Genomic DNA, 15,111 nt, shown 5'->3' with positions numbered 1-15,111 from the left:
TTGTCCTAAATGCTTCCCCATAACGGATCATCCCCTTAGCTAATAGTTTAAATTATTGGCTGAGAGGACTCCAGTTTAATTAAGGGGCCTTGGAGAGACGACCACTTGGGGAGGAAATGTTGCAAAATGCGCAACATTTCCTCCATTAGGCAACCATTTCACCGGGAATGTTGCATAAACTGCAACATTTCAAGCACAGCGAACGGTTTGGCCGACTTGAGACCGAGCACCGCGTGCCGGGATGGGGGCCTTACCCATGCGCATCTACTTCGCCGGCCCCTATCATACGCAAGTACCTGTCAACACCACCAACAAATTTCTCTTCAAAGAAACCCGCGTCGTCCATAACGCCGGGTTTCTTTTTTACTTTCGCGTAAACTTGTAAACCGCCTTAATAAAACCGCCAAACACCTCGTGGCTGTACGTGAAACCGCGGCTCAAGTAGAAGTTCAGCGCCGTATCGTTGCCATTGGAGATATAGATGAAGATGATGTCCACATTCGGGGAGCTTTCCAGCCAGGCGATCGACATGTCGAATAGCTTGGATCCAAGCTTCATCTCCCGATAGCCGTCACGGATATACAAATTGTTCAAGCAGCCGACCTTATTGGGCAGATCATCCCAATCAGGATAGAAGCCTTTGCCTCCGCGAGGAGCCCAGTCGGGGTACGCATTCCTGCTGCTTTCGTCCAGCTGATCGATAGTCGAGAATACATAGCCAATCGGTTCACCGTCATCCTTCGCGACGATAACCTGACTTTCCGGCGCACGGTCATAGCTTCGTTTCATCCGCGTATCGAAATTCATCGCATCGAAAACTTCCGGCAGCATCGTTGCCTGGGACTTCTGAAACGCCATCAGTTCATCGCATAGCGCCCGGCATGGCTCAATATTGCCATCCTCTATCACTTCAATCGTTATCTTGCCCATCGTTTCACCTCATTAATAACTTGACGGTTGCTGCCCAAATGCCTAGCCTTAGAGTATCACAGAACAGGGAATAGAACGCAATCGGCTCCATTTCTTTAGAATACAAAGTAAAACCTATACTTCTTTGCGTTTACGAAAGCAGGATGTCTTAGTAAAATGGATTAACTTTGAAAATACTAACGGAACGAAAACTTTCTGGTGGCGCGACTTGTAAGCGATTACAGTGAACAACAAACCACAATCGGAGGCATTCCTATGAGAAAAGCGATTCTGGTTGACGATGAAATGTTTGCCCGCAGAGGGCTGGTTGGGCTAATCCCTTGGGAGAAATGCGGCTTTCAGATCGTGGGCGAGGCGGAAGACGGGGAAGAAGCACTCGCATTAATTGAGCGGGAGATGCCGGATCTCGTCATTACCGACATTCGTATGCCGGTGCTGGATGGGCTTGAGCTTATTCAGACGGTTCAGGAGCGAATCAGCAAGGAGATCAAATTTATTATTATCAGCGGCTATGGCGATTTCAAATATGCGCAACAGGCCGTTCGATACGGCGTTCATGATTATTTGCTCAAGCCGATCGACGAGAACGAGCTCATGGAAACCTTAGGGCGGATTAATGAGATGCTCAATGAGCGACCGACGTGGCAAGAAGGCGGCAAGCTGCTATTCCAGATCTCCCTGTTCGAACAGCTTCTCTCGGGCAAATCCGACGAGAAGCTGCTTGCGGATGCATCGCAATACTTGGGGCTGCCAATCGATAAACCGCTGCGATACGTTGCGCTTGAGCTCAATAACGTCCCTTCCCGCTTGAGTGAGGATGAGAAGAACGAACAGATTGGCGAGTTAAAGGAAGCCGTCATCAAAGTAGTGAAGCGGCATGCGCCGGATCAAGAACCATTCATCTACATTCCAAGTCCCTATGGACTTGGATTTCTGATTCCATCATCGGATCCAAAGCCGGATGGGGTGAAGCGTCTGGCGGATGATCTGATCAGGGGGACGACAGGAATAGGCGAATGCGTCACCAGCGTGTATATTGGGGAGCGGACTGCCGGGCTGGATCAGGTGAAGGCTTCTTATATGACCGCGATGGAAACGATGAAATATAAATTCGCGCAGGCGCCTAAAGCGGCGATCCTCTATGACGACATCAAAGGCACGGCTTTGCAGTACAAGGAGCTTGAGCAGACGCAATACACGGAGCTGATGGAGCGCTTGGAAGAGCATGACAGCGAGGCCATAACGAAGCTCGTGGATGCGATGTTTGCAGCCTTTCGCGAGCAAGGCTTCGCCTTGGAATCGATGCGCGCTTCGATCTCCAGATGCGTGCACGGCGCAACTCGAATCATCCAGACGATGCAAGGCGATGTGAATAAGCTGGCGTCCTTCAATCCCATTATGCATTGGGATAACGAGCCTCGAACCTTAGAGAGCGTTAAGGGACTGCTGATGGAATTCCTAACGGAATGTACGGCTTATATGGCGTCGCTTCGCAGCAAGATCGGGAAAGGCGAGATTGGCAAAATCAAAAGCTATATCGAGAGTCACTATGCCAGCAATATCAGCCTGAAGAGCATCGCTAAGCTTTTCTATATGAATCCGGTTTACTTAGGCCAACTATTCAAGAAGTCATATGGCATGTACTTTAATGAGTTTCTGCTGCAGATTCGAATTCAAGAAGCGAAGAGTCAGCTTCGTCAGACGGATAAGAAAATTTACGAAATCGCGGCCAACGTCGGATTTGGCAATGCGGATTATTTCGTCTGCCAATTCGAGAAAGTGGAAGGGAAAACCCCGACCGAATACAAAAATGCGATGATCGCAAAAACATAGAAGGCGCAGGAGGATTCACGTTCATGAGAATAAGCAGCGCCTTCCACAACATCAGGCTTCGAAGCAAGATGCTGATGATTTATTTTCTATCCGTGTTAATTCCGGTCGTGCTCACGAACGTCATTTTCTACAATATTACGACGAATAACGTGAAGAATCAGAAGATGAAGGACTTGTCGCTGGCCATTGAGCAGATGCGCAACGAATTCATGTACCAGATCGATGCCGTAGTGGGCATCTCTTCCGTCCTTTATAACGATTCCATCATGAATGACTACTTGGATCAACGCTATGTGGATTCATCCGATTACGTCATGAACTACCACTCCTATATTACGGACATGCTGGAGAAATACGCGCCGGTATACAGAGCGATTCAGAACATTACCATCTACACGGATAACGATACGATTATTTATGGCGGCTATGTCTCGCCTATCTCACAAATTAGTCCAAATGCAGAGTGGTATAAGAGGCTTGTAAGCTCGGGTACGACCAATCCGATCCTCGTTCGCAATAACTTGTCGATCACGGATCCGGGAATCAGTATTGTCAGGCGAATGAGCAGCTCTGCGGGGCAGAATAATTTCGAGAAAATCATCAAGATTGATCTGGATCCCGGTCTTATCAAGCAAGTATTAAGCAATGTAACGCTGGAGGGCAGCGTGTATCTGCTCGAAGGGGATACCGTTCAGTATTCGTCCGGCAAGAAGTACAGCGGAGAGGACTCCGAGAATGATGGCATCCTATTCGATGAAGGCTTTGCGAACAAGGAATACCTAATGAATTGGCATGTTGTGGGCAAATTTCAGGAGCGCGAAGTGCTGGTAGAGGTTCGGAAGTCACGGGAATTCGTTATTTATATGGCGCTCCCGAACATCCTTGTTCCTACGCTTATTATCGTTTGGTTTACGCGCTCGCTCAATCAGCGGCTATTTCGCATCTTGAGGCAGATGAAGCGGGTGAAGAACCACAGCTTCGAGCTGATCGATAACGAAGAGACGAATGACGAAATCGGCCAGTTGACTACGGAATTCAACCGAATGACGATGCAGATCAAGAGTCTCATTCACGATGTTTATATGGCCGACATCCAGAAGAAGGAGCTGGAGCTTAGCCGCAATCAATCGCAGCTGCATGCGCTCCAGAGTCAGATCAATCCGCATTTCTTGTTTAACTCGCTGGAGACGATTCGGATGCGGAGCTTGATGAAGTCCGAGGAAGAGACGGCCAAAATCATTCACCATATGGCGAAGATCTTCCGTAAATCTCTGTCCTGGGGCAGAGATATGGTAACGGTTAAGGATGAGCTCGATTTGGTCGAGAGCTTCCTGCAGATTCAGAAATACCGATTCGGGGACAAGCTGGATTACAGCATTGAGGTAGATCCGGACGCAGCCATGGAGAAAATTCCGAAGATGACGCTGCAGCCGCTTGTCGAGAACTCGAGCATCCACGGTATCGAGCCCTTGAAGAACGCCGGTTTCATTACGATCAGCGTGCGCAAGTCTCCGGATGGACTTCTTTGCGTGGTCAGCGATAACGGCGTGGGAATGACGGCAGAGAAACGAAACGAGCTGCTGCAGAATCTGTATTCGACCGAGGAAGAGATCGGGGAAAGCATCGGCATTCGCAATGTGTATTTGCGGCTGAAGATGTTTTATGGCGAGCATGCGACCTTCGACTTGGAGAGCAGCAAAGGGGCAGGGACGTCGATTCGGATCGAAATACGATCTCTTTAATTTTCTAAGCGCGACATATAGTTTACCTGGTAAACAAAGATTGCTCGGCTTTGTATACTGAAGATGTTCAATTGAAGCGCTTACAAATTATAGAGCAGGAAGGGGACTTTTCTTTGAAAACGAGAAAGAAATGGCAGCTAGGCATCATGTCGCTCACGCTGATGATGAGTATTGTCGGCTGTTCCAGCGGCAATAACAATGCAAATGAAAACGCTCCAAAGGAAACAGGCAATGCTGCGACGACTAACACAGACACGACTACGAACACAACTGAGGCAGCTGAGCCGGAGAAAGCCGAGCCGGTAACCTTCACTTATTTCAATGCTACAGCTAACAAAGACACCGATACGAACAAGACGGAAATCGGTAAAATCCTCGAGGATCAAACAGGTGTCAACTTCAAGATGGAGCATCTTGTAGGCGACTTGAATACGAAGATCGGCACGATGATCGCAAGTAACGAATATCCGGATATCTTGCAGCCGGATGCAGGCATCGACAAAGTGTTGGAGGCGGGCGCATTCATTCCGCTTAACGATCTTATCGATAAATACGGTCCTAACATTAAGCGCGTATATGGCCCTTACATGAACCTGATGAAAGCGGACGATGGCAACATTTACTTCCTGCCATTCAGTGCAGTAGTCGGCGAATATAAACCTAATCCGACGATTGACCAAGGCGCATTCTGGGTACAAAACCGCGTCCTCAAGGATGCCGGTTATCCGAAAATCAAAACGTTCGACGAGTATTTTAACCTGATTAAAGATTATGCAGGCAAACATAAAGACGACAAATTGACGGGCTTCATGTCCCTGACGCATGACTGGCGCTTCTTTGCCACAACGAACCCGCCGAACCATCTTGCAGGCTACCCGAATGATGGTGAAGTTCAAGTCGATATGAATACGATGGATTCCAAAATCTACGCAGCTAATGATGGCACCAAACGTTGGCTCAAGAAGCTCAATGAGTTTAACGCTGAAGGGTTGTTCGACAAGTCCTCTTTCGTAGACAACTACGATCAATACTTGGCGAAGCTGACTTCCGGTAAAGTACTTGGATTCTTCGATTACGGCTGGCAGGTGAACCAAGCGCTGCAAACGTTGAAAACCGAAACGTTGAAGAACGGCGGCAACGACGATCTGGAATACTTCCCGCTGCCAATCACGTTCGACGCAGGCGTGAAAGACCAATATATCGATCCGGCTTCCTTCGTTAACAACCGCGGCGTGGGTATCACGACTAGCGCGAAAGACCCTGAACGCATCATTAAATTCTTCGACAACCTGCTTACGGACGAGAACCAGAAGCTGGTACAGTGGGGCGTTCAAGGCAAGAACTATGAAGTGGATGACAAAGGCAGATTGTACAGAACCCAAGAAGAAATCGACAAGCTCAAAGATAACGACTACAAACGTCAAGTGGGTATCGGCTACTTCGAGTACTACTGGCCGATGTACGGTCAAGGCTCCACATTCCCTGATGGCAATGCTGTAAACCCAGGCAGACAACCGGAAGTTGCACAAGCTTCCTTTACGCCTGCCGAGAAAGATCGTCTTGCGAAATACGGCGTTCAAACGTACGCAGAGATGTTCTCGGCTCCGGATGACCGTCCTTGGTACCCGGCATGGAGTATCGCGCTTGAGCAAGGCACGGATGCGCAAATCTACACGGCTAAGAAACCAGACGTACAACGTAAATATTTTGCCAAAATCGTTCTTGCAGCACCGGATAAATTCGACGGCCTGTGGAACGAGTATGTAGGCGAAATCAACAAGCTTCCTGTAGCGGAATACGAGAAAACGATGACGGAAGAAGTGAAAGAAAAAGCAGCAAAGATTAAAGGCTAATCAAGTAATAAGGGGAAGGCCGGAGCTCGCATGCAGTACGGGACCGGCCTTTCCTAATTTAGACGTATAGTACCGGGCAGGTATGGAGAGGAGTGATCGCAATGATAGAAACCAAGCAGCAGGAGATGACTGCCGATCGGATCCTTCTCGGTCAGAAATCCGGGATCGGATTATTTCTGCAGAAGCTTGTGAAGCAGCGGGCGCTGGTCCTGATGTCCGTTCCGTTCCTTATTTGGCTTGTGATCTTTAAATATATTCCGCTATGGGGCTGGTCGATCGCGTTTCAGAACTATAAGCCGGCGAAAGCCTTCAGCGATCAGAAATGGGTTGGTTTGAAGCAGTTTAAGTTTATGTTCTCCGATGATCGGTTCCTGGTGGTGCTTCGCAATACGCTTGCGATGAGCTTAATCAATTTCGTTCTCGGTTTTGTAACCGCCATTATACTTGCCATTCTATTAAACGAATTAAGAAAAGTAGCGTTTAAACGGGTCGTACAAACGATCAGCTATTTGCCGCATTTTATATCATGGGTTGTCGCAGCTACGATCATTCAGACCATTCTCTCTGCTGACGGCGGGGTTCTCAATGAAATTTTGATGGGTCTTGGGTTCATCAAGGAACCGATTCTTTGGCTTGGAGAAGGCAAGTATTTCTGGGGTATTCTAGGCGTTTCGGAAGTGTGGAAGAACGTAGGCTGGAACACGATTATTTATTTGGCCGCTATGACCTCAATCGATCCTGCGCAGTATGAAGCTGCTGAGATTGATGGTGCCGGACGCTTCCAGCGCATCTTCCACGTTACGCTGCCCGGTATCAAACCTGTTATTATCATTCTCATTATTCTTAACCTTGGACAAATTCTAGAGACTGGCTTCGAGCCGCAATATTTGCTTGGCAATGGACCGAACCTCGATTATTCCGAGAATCTTGAAATCTTCATCCTGAAGTATGGTATGAATCTTGGCAACTATTCATTGTCCGTTGCAGCAGGGATATTCAAGACGGTCATCAGTGTCGTGCTATTGTTCTCGGCGAATTACCTTTCAAAACGGCTAGGCCAAGAACGATTGTTTTAAGGAGGAGAACAGCATGGCTAAATCGCAAGGAAATATGGCCCGTCAATCATCGGCAGGAGATCGGCTGTTCGATATCGCCAATTACACGTTCATGGTGCTTCTCATGATCGTGACACTATATCCATTCATCAACATGCTGGCTGTTTCGCTCAACGATGCCGGAGACTCCATTAAGGGCGGCGTCTATTTATGGCCAAGGGTATTAACCTGGGAAAATTATAATTATGTGTTTAAGCAAGGAGAAATTCTGCACGCGACGATGGTATCCGCTTCGCGGACGATTCTCGGCACGCTGATCTCTACCTTCTGTTCGGCGATGGTCGCTTATACAATCAGCCGTCCGGAATTTGTATTGCGCAAATTCGTCACGCTGGCCTTTGTATTGACGATGTATTTTAACGGTGGCTTGATTCCGAACTTCTTGCTGATCCGCGAGCTTGGCCTTATGGGCAACTACTGGGTCTACATCATCCCGGGTATTGTTGGCGTATTTAACATCATCGTGATTCGCTCCTTCATTGAGACGCTGCCGGAAGGCATCCTGGAATCGGCAAGAATTGACGGCGCAGGCGAGTTTACGACGTTCCTGAAGATCGTCATGCCTCTGTCGATGCCGGTGCTCGCGACAACATCCTTGTTCACAGCCGTGTACCACTGGAATTCCTGGTTCGATGTGTTCCTGTACAACTCGTCGCATATTAACCTGAGTACGCTGCAATATGAATTGATGAAGATGCTCCAAAACTCGAATGCTTCGATCAGCTCTTCCGGCGGCAATATGGATGGCTCAGGCGGAACGGCTGCAAACTTCGTCACACCGACGTCCATTCGAGCAACGATGACGATTGTAGCGAGCTTGCCGATCGTGATGGTTTATCCATTCCTTCAGAAGTATTTTGTTAAAGGGATGACGCTGGGAGGCGTAAAAGGCTAATGGGACAACGCAATCTTCTGCTTGAGTATGGTTACGATGCGAAGGTTATTGAGGCAAAAGTCGAGCAAACGTGGGAGCTGCTGTTCGGCGATCATGAGGCAACGAGAATTTATTATCCGGCCGGCGACGATATGGGCTATATGCTCGATACCGGGAACCTCGATGTTCGGACGGAAGGCATGTCCTACGGCATGATGATGGCTGTTCAGCTGGACAAGAAAGATGTATTTGATCGGCTTTGGAGATGGAGCTATCAGTATATGTACATGACCTCCGGCGAGAACAAGGGTTATTTCGCCTGGTCCTGCAACACAGATGGCACGAAGCGTTCGAACGGACCGGCGCCTGATGGGGAGGAATATTTCGCGCTTGCGCTGTTCTTCGCTTCCCATCGGTGGGGCGACGGCGCAGCGCCGCTGGATTACGGCGTGAAGGCGCGTGTGCTGCTGCATGACTGCATCCACAATGGGGAAGACGGAGTTGGCTATCCGATGTGGAATCCGGACAATAAGTTAATCAAATTCGTGCCGAACTGCGAATACTCGGATCCGTCTTATCATCTGCCGCATTTCTATGAGCTGTTCGCGCTATGGGCGAATGAGGCGGATCGTCCGTTCTGGAGAGAAGCGGCAGAGGCCAGCAGAGACTATTTGAAGCTGGCTTGCCATCCGAAGACCGGTTTAGCTCCGGAGTATGCTCATTATGACGGAACACCAAATGATGATCGCGGGTATGGGCATTTCTTCAGCGATTCGTACCGGGTCGCAGCCAATATCGGGTTAGAGGCGCTGTGGTTTGGCGCAAGCGAATGGATGACGCAGGAGGCAGAGCTGATTCAAGCCTTCTTCGCGGATAAGCATCCCGATGACTATCGGCGGTATACGATTGCTGGTGAGCCGTTCGAGGAGCGATCGCTTCATCCGGTTGGGCTCATCGCCACGAATGCAACCGCGTCGTTAGCTGCACCGGATCGGCCCTATGCGCGAGAGAGTGTAGCGTTGTTCTGGAAGACGCCTGTTCGCGAGGGCGAAAGGCGCTATTACGATAATTGCCTCTACTTATTCGCCTTATTGGCGTTAAGCGGGAATTACCGAATTTGGACAGCAAAAGCAGCAGAATAAATGGATATGTAGTAGGTAGGGTCTCCTGTTACAGGAGGCCCTTTTCATTTCATGAAGTGAGAGGCAGGTTGTTGCAGCCATGAATAGAAGAAGAATAGAGAGCGGCTATGCATGTTGGCTTGATTATCAGTTTATCCGGAATGAAGCATTACGTTGTGAATATAAAAAGCGCTGCTCGCAGCTTGTGGTGGTTGGTGATTCGCCGCTGCTGCAAGCGGCTCGCAGAGAGTTGAAGCATGCCCTGAGCGTGATGCTTGGGGAAACGCCTACTGAGGTGGAGGATGATGCCGTTGCCGAGGAGCTGAGCCTGCCGGTAATTGTGGTCGGTACAATCGGCAGCTGCGAGCTGCTGAACACGCTCGCAAGTATTTATAATTTCAATGAGTTGGGTGAAGAAGGCTATGTTATCCATGCGTCCGGTTCGGATGAGAATCGGATCTATCTGTCAGCTGATGCGGATAAAGGCGTGCTGTATGCGGTGTTCCATTTGATCCGGCTGTTACAAACGGGGGCGAGCATCGACATGCTCGCCATTCGCGAGCTGCCGAGCAACGGTCTTCGCATGATTAACCATTGGGACAACATGGACGGATCGATTGAGCGCGGCTATGCGGGGAGAAGTATTTTCTTCCATGAGGGCCGATTTATTGGAGATCAAGAGCGTGTGCGGGACTATGCTCGGCTGCTGGCATCCGGAGGCATCAATGCGTTAACGATTAATAACGTTAACGTGCACAGCCAGGAATCGAGGCTCATTACCGATGAGTTTCTGCCGGATGTGGCGAAGACGGCGGATATTTTCCGCGAGTATGGTATTCGCCTTTACTTGAGCGTGAATTATGCGAGTCCGATGGAGCTTGGCGGACTGCACACGGCGGATCCGCTTGCGCCGGAGGTAGCGCAATGGTGGCATGGCGCGGCGAAAAACATTTATCGTCACATTCCGGATTTCGGCGGCTTTCTGGTCAAGGCTGATTCCGAATTCAGACCGGGGCCGTTTACGTACGGACGAAATCATGCGGACGGCGCGAACATGCTGGCAGATGCGCTGGCACCTTTTGGCGGCGAAGTGATTTGGCGTTGTTTTGTGTACAACTGCCTGCAGAATTGGCGAGATCGAAGCACGGATCGCGCTCGTGCGGCCTATGACCATTTCATGCCTTTGGATGGAACGTTCCGTGACAATGTCATGCTGCAGATTAAGAACGGACCGATGGATTTTCAAGTACGGGAGCCGGTTTCACCGTTGTTCGGCGGACTTCAGGACACCAACCAGCTGCTTGAGCTGCAAATTACGCAGGAGTACACGGGGCAGCAGCGGCATGTATGTTTCTTGGTGCCGCAGTGGAAGGAAGTCATGGACTTTGATACGCATGCCCGCGGGGAAGGTTCTACGGTTGCGGAAGTTGCTAGCGGGCGGCTGTTTGGCAGAGCACGCGGCGGCGTTGCGGCAGTAGCGAATATCGGGGATGACGCGAGCTGGACGGGGCACATTCTGGCACAGGCGAATTTGTATGGCTATGCGCGGTTGGCTTGGAATCCGAAGTTAAGTTCGGAGCAGATCGCACGGGAATGGATTGCGATGACCTTCGGATTGGATTCAGAGGTGGAGCGAGTCCTGCTTGGCATGCTTATGAGTTCGTACAGTATCTACGAGGATTATACCGCACCGCTTGGTGTAGGCTGGATGGTCAATCCGAATCATCATTATGGCCCTAATGTAGACGGCTATGAATATTCCAAGTGGGGCACCTATCACTATGCGGATTGCCATGGCATTGGCGTTGATCGTACCGCCCGCAGCGGCACCGGCTACGCGGGACAGTATCATTCTCCGGTGGCGGAGCGATACGAATCGGTGGCGTTATGCCCGGATGAGCTCCTGTTGTTCTTCCATCATGTGCCGTATACGCATCGGCTTAAGAGCGGCAAGACGGTGATCCAGCACATTTACGACACGCATTTCGAAGGTGCAGCGCGTGCAGCTCAGCTGGTAGAGCAGTGGAACTTGCTAGCCTCGCTGGTTGGAAGCGAACGGCACGAGCAGGTGATGGATCGACTCACTCACCAAGCGGAGCATGCGGAAGAATGGCGCGATTGCATTAATACGTATTTCTATCGGAAGTCGGGGATCGCCGATGAACGGGGGCGGTTGATTTATTGACTTTGGGTTAAAGCGCTAATGCTGCAGGGCTCAGGGATGTGCCTTCGGCCGCTGTTGATTGTGTGTTCTCTATGATGAGAGTTTAAGGTTACAACACACTATCAAAGGCGTCACGTAAACTCTCCGGCACAAACCCTTTCTCCCTTTCGCTGCGCTTTTTGGAAAGATTAGTAGATCAACCTTGGAAGAGAGAGGGAGGGGAGCTAGATTTGCTATCGGCGGGTAGACTCTATGGCACTTTGTCTCTCTGTCGCAGTCTCTATCTCTTTTTCGCAACTCTTATTTAAGTGAAGACTTAAATAATAAATCTCTGGAGAGAAGGGTAGGGAGCGGAATGTGCTCTTTTGCGGGTAGACTCTATGGCACATTGTCTCTCCGGCGCAGTCTCTATCTCATTTTTGCAGCTCTTATTTAAGTGAAGACTTAAATAAGAAATCTCCGAAGAGAAGGGGGCAGGGAAGCGTGATGTGCTTTTGGCGGTTAGACTCTATGCCACATTGTCTCTCTGTCGCAGTCTCTATCTCTTTTTCGCAACTCTTAATTAAGTGAAGACTTAAATAAGAAATCTCTAAAGAGAAGGATAGGGAAGCGGGATGTTGCCATTATTAAGTAAAGGCTTAAATAATAAACCTATTAAGAGAAAGGGAGGGAAGCGGCATGAGAATGGTGTTTCGCTGGTATGGGACCGGCAATGATACGGTTACGTTGAAGCAGATCAAGCAAATTCCAGGGGTAGAAGGTATTGTTTGGGCGCTGCATGATGTCCCTGCAGGTGAAGAGTGGCCGATGGACAAAATTCTGGCCTACAAGGAACAAGCCGATGAGTACGGCCTGCATCTGGAGGTTGTCGAAAGTGTAAATGTCCATGAGGATATTAAGCTGGGGCTGCCTTCGAGGGATCATTATATAAACAATTATAAGAAGACGATCGAGAAGCTGGCGAAGGTTGGCGTCAAAACGATCTGCTACAACTTTATGCCGGTTTTCGATTGGGTGCGGACCGAGTTGTTCAAGGAGCTGGAGGATGGTTCAACGGCGCTCTTCTATGAGAAGGCGAAGGTCGACAGCATGGATCCTGGCGAGCTCGTGAACCGTATCGCTAATGAGCTGGATTTTACGATGCCGGGCTGGGAGCCAGAACGATTAAAGCTGCTGGCGCCTTTATTTGAGCAATACAAGCAGGTGACGGCAGAAGATTTGTGGAGCAATCTACAGTATTTTCTGGAGCAGATTATCCCAACCGCGGAGCGTCATGGCATCCAAATGGCCATTCATCCCGATGATCCGCCTTGGCCGATTTTTGGCCTGCCGCGCATTATTAATAGCCGAGAAAGCATCCGCAGGCTGCTGCAGCTTGTCGACAGCCCTTGCAATGGCGTGACGTTGTGCAGCGGATCGCTTGGCGCTAATCCGGCCAACGATATCGTGGCTATGGTGCATGAGTTTAAGGGCCGTATTCCATTCGCGCATATTCGGAATGTGCGCGTCTATGACAATGGGGATTTCATTGAAACCTCGCATCGCACCTCCGACGGAACGGTAGATATTGCAGGTATCGTGCGAGCCTATTACGAGACAGGATTTACCGGTTATGCCCGTCCGGATCATGGTAGGCATATCTGGGATGAACAATGCCGTCCGGGTTATGGGCTGTATGATCGGGCGTTAGGCATTATGTATTTGTGGGGCGTTTGGGATTCCATGCGTGCAGGCGAGGTGACGAAATAATGAGTTTGAGTATACCGAAGCATGAGAATCTGCGGGGAAAAGTTGCTGTAGTGACAGGAGGAAGCGGCGTCCTGTGTTCCGCGATGGCGAAGGAATTAGCGAGGCAGGGAATGAAGGTAGCCATCCTGAACCGGACGGAGGAATCGGGCCGGAAAGTAGCAGAGGAGATTCGCGAGGAAGGGCATGAGGCGATCGCCGTTGTCTGCGACGTGCTCGATGCTGCAAGTGTGGATGCGGCGGCTGGCGTGGTTGCGGAGCAACTAGGACCATGCCATCTGCTCGTAAATGGCGCAGGCGGCAACCATCCGGAGGGCAGCACGACGAATGAGATTTTTAAAGCAGATGATGTAGGAGTCGAGGGCATTCGTACCTTTTTCGATTTAACGGAGAAGGGCTTCGGGTATGTGTTTGATTTGAATTTTAAAGGCACGCTGCTGCCTACGCAGGCTTTTGCCAAGCAAATGGTTCATGTCGAAGGAGCATCGATTATCAATATTTCTTCGATGAGCGCACCAAGTCCAATGACCAAAGTGCCTGCTTACAGCGCGGCAAAGGCAGCGATCGATAACTTCACGCAGTGGCTCGCGGTACATATGGCGGAAGCGGGAATTCGAGTCAATGCCATTGCGCCGGGTTTCTTCTTGACCGAACAGAATCGGAAGCTGCTCACCCATGAGGATGGTTCGCTGACAGAACGTTCTCATAAGATTATCACTCATACGCCAATGCGTAGATTCGGAAAGCCGGAGGATCTGCTTGGTGCACTTGTTTGGCTGGCGGACGATACCGTGTCCGGATTCGTCACCGGGGTCACGGTCCCGGTGGATGGCGGATTTATGGCGTATTCGGGCGTATAGGAGGAGGCTGAGATGACGCTCATTGTTCAGGATGTGCTTGATGTGTTGGGGGCGACGGCAGTCGGTGGAACTGCTGGATATGGTGCGGATCAACTGCTCTCTGGTAATACCGGGCAGGCTGTCAGTGGAATCGTCGTCACCTTCATCGCATCGCAGCAGGTGTTGGAGCAGGCGGTTTCGCTAGGTGCGAACTTGGTGATTTCCCATGAAGGGATCTTTTATAGTCATCACCATGATGGGGATAAGGTCGCGTCTATGGTGGGGACGGTGCACGCTGCTAAGAAACAGCTGATAGCTGACCACGGTCTTGCTGTCTATCGCTTCCATGATGGCTTGCATCGGAAGCAGCCCGATGGCATTATGGAAGGTTTGCTGCAGGAGCTGGGCTGGGAGGCATTCGTCGTGGAGCATCTCCCGGCTGCTTCGATTGTTGAGCTTCCTTCGCATACTGGCCTCGAATTTGCGGCACATGTGAAGAAGCGGCTCGGGATAGAGTCGCTTCGTGCTGTAGGTGATCTGTCTGCGCAGTGCCGGCGCGTCGGATTACTCGCTGGTTACAGGGGAGGGGGAGCGCTGGCAATTCCGCTCTTTGAGCAGTACCAGCTAGATCTGATCCTGTACGGCGAAGGACCGGAGTGGGAAACGCCGGAGTACGTGAGGGACGCGGTTCACATCGGAGTGGCGAAATCCCTCCTTGTCCTCGGCCACCTGGAGAGCGAGCAACCAGGCATGAAGCTGCTGGCTAATCGGCTCAGTCGGCTGTTCACCGCCGTGCCGGTGCACTATGTGAATGTAGATCCGGTGTTTGATGTGGTGTAAATGTGGGCTGTCTCAAAAGTGCGCAGGGGACTTTTGAGGGGGCTCTTTTTGCTG

11 protein-coding genes are annotated in these 15,111 nt (G+C 50.3%); 10 read left to right on the top strand and 1 reads right to left on the bottom strand.

Features of this window, described 5'->3' with window-relative positions:
* Positions 1–363: 363 nt before the first annotated feature.
* Positions 364–930: a GNAT family N-acetyltransferase gene (locus tag BLW29_RS30450; protein ID WP_090986782.1), complete on the bottom strand. Its 567-nt coding sequence runs from the start codon at positions 928–930 to the stop codon at positions 364–366.
* A gap of 255 nt (positions 931–1,185) precedes the next feature.
* Between BLW29_RS30450 and BLW29_RS30445 the strand changes: the two genes are divergently transcribed.
* The 10 genes from BLW29_RS30445 (at position 1,186) to BLW29_RS30400 (ending at position 15,057) form a co-directional block, all read left to right on the top strand.
* Positions 1,186–2,763, top strand: a complete 1,578-nt coding sequence (locus BLW29_RS30445; protein WP_090986780.1) for a response regulator transcription factor — start codon at positions 1,186–1,188, stop codon at positions 2,761–2,763.
* A gap of 23 nt (positions 2,764–2,786) precedes the next feature.
* Entirely contained in the window at positions 2,787–4,505 is a 1,719-nt protein-coding gene (locus BLW29_RS30440; protein WP_090986778.1) for a sensor histidine kinase, read from the top strand.
* 146 nt (positions 4,506–4,651) lie between these two features.
* Positions 4,652–6,358, top strand: coding sequence for an ABC transporter substrate-binding protein (locus BLW29_RS30435; protein ID WP_090986784.1), 1,707 nt, complete (start codon positions 4,652–4,654; stop codon positions 6,356–6,358).
* Positions 6,359–6,483: 125 nt separating this feature from the next.
* Positions 6,484–7,434, top strand: coding sequence for an ABC transporter permease (locus BLW29_RS30430; protein ID WP_256209088.1), 951 nt, complete (start codon positions 6,484–6,486; stop codon positions 7,432–7,434).
* A 13-nt stretch (positions 7,435–7,447) separates the two neighbouring features.
* Positions 7,448–8,368: a carbohydrate ABC transporter permease gene (locus tag BLW29_RS30425; protein WP_090986774.1), complete on the top strand. Its 921-nt coding sequence runs from the start codon at positions 7,448–7,450 to the stop codon at positions 8,366–8,368.
* Positions 8,368–9,489 (top strand): family 8 glycosyl hydrolase, encoded by a 1,122-nt coding sequence (locus BLW29_RS30420; RefSeq protein WP_090986772.1) that lies wholly within the window; start codon positions 8,368–8,370, stop codon positions 9,487–9,489. Before BLW29_RS30425 ends, BLW29_RS30420 begins: the two co-directional genes overlap by 1 nt.
* A 79-nt stretch (positions 9,490–9,568) precedes the next feature.
* Positions 9,569–11,653: an alpha-glucuronidase family glycosyl hydrolase gene (locus tag BLW29_RS30415; protein WP_090986770.1), complete on the top strand. Its 2,085-nt coding sequence runs from the start codon at positions 9,569–9,571 to the stop codon at positions 11,651–11,653.
* 657 nt (positions 11,654–12,310) lie between these two features.
* Entirely contained in the window at positions 12,311–13,381 is a 1,071-nt protein-coding gene (gene uxuA, locus BLW29_RS30410; RefSeq protein WP_090986769.1) for a mannonate dehydratase, read from the top strand.
* Positions 13,381–14,238 carry an SDR family oxidoreductase gene (locus BLW29_RS30405; RefSeq protein WP_090986767.1) on the top strand — a complete coding sequence of 286 codons (858 nt, stop codon included), beginning with the start codon at positions 13,381–13,383 and terminating at the stop codon, positions 14,236–14,238. Before uxuA ends, BLW29_RS30405 begins: the two co-directional genes overlap by 1 nt.
* A gap of 12 nt (positions 14,239–14,250) precedes the next feature.
* A complete protein-coding gene (locus tag BLW29_RS30400; protein WP_090986765.1) occupies positions 14,251–15,057 on the top strand; it encodes a Nif3-like dinuclear metal center hexameric protein in 807 nt (268 codons plus the stop codon).
* Positions 15,058–15,111: the final 54 nt, after the last annotated feature.

The organism is Paenibacillus sp. CF384 (assembly GCF_900106745.1).
In the GTDB taxonomy this organism is placed as follows: Bacteria; Bacillota; Bacilli; order Paenibacillales; family Paenibacillaceae; genus Paenibacillus_Z.
The sequence above is the reverse complement of the archived record's forward strand: the minus strand, read 5'-3'. Positions and strand labels throughout refer to the sequence as shown.